Origin of the sequence: Vogesella mureinivorans, from assembly GCF_007644035.1 — a bacterium.
Classification (GTDB): domain Bacteria; phylum Pseudomonadota; class Gammaproteobacteria; order Burkholderiales; family Chromobacteriaceae; genus Vogesella; species Vogesella mureinivorans.
The window spans coordinates 1-284 of record NZ_VMTV02000912.1 but is presented as its reverse complement, the minus strand read 5'-3'; the positions used below and the strand labels follow the sequence as shown (position 1 = coordinate 284).

Annotated in this window: 1 protein-coding gene; it reads right to left on the bottom strand. The window is 54.9% G+C overall.

The window, feature by feature from the left end; all coding sequences use genetic code 11:
* On the bottom strand, nucleotides 1-242 hold a 242-nt coding region (locus FLQ44_RS21115; RefSeq protein WP_206209039.1), incomplete at its 3' end, for a hypothetical protein.
* Between the last annotated feature and the right edge of the window lie 42 nt (nucleotides 243-284).

Sequence of the window (284 nt, the reverse complement as noted above, 5' to 3'; positions counted from 1 at the left end):
CCCTGCGCGACCAAATCTTCCAGGCTCTTGATCATCTGGTCGGGCTTGTTATCGGCGTTGAGCACGACAAGGTCGACACCCAGTTCGTCAGCCCCCTTTTGCATGAACTCGACATAGGCGTTCCAAAATTGTGCATCCAGGGTCGGCACGATTACGCCGATATCAGGATTTTCTGCCGATGCTGCGCTGGCATACACAAGGCCAAGAGCGCCAACCAGCGCCCCCTTCAGGTATTTTCGCATAAGATGAACCTCCCAATTCACCGGTGAGTTGAACCAAGGCCG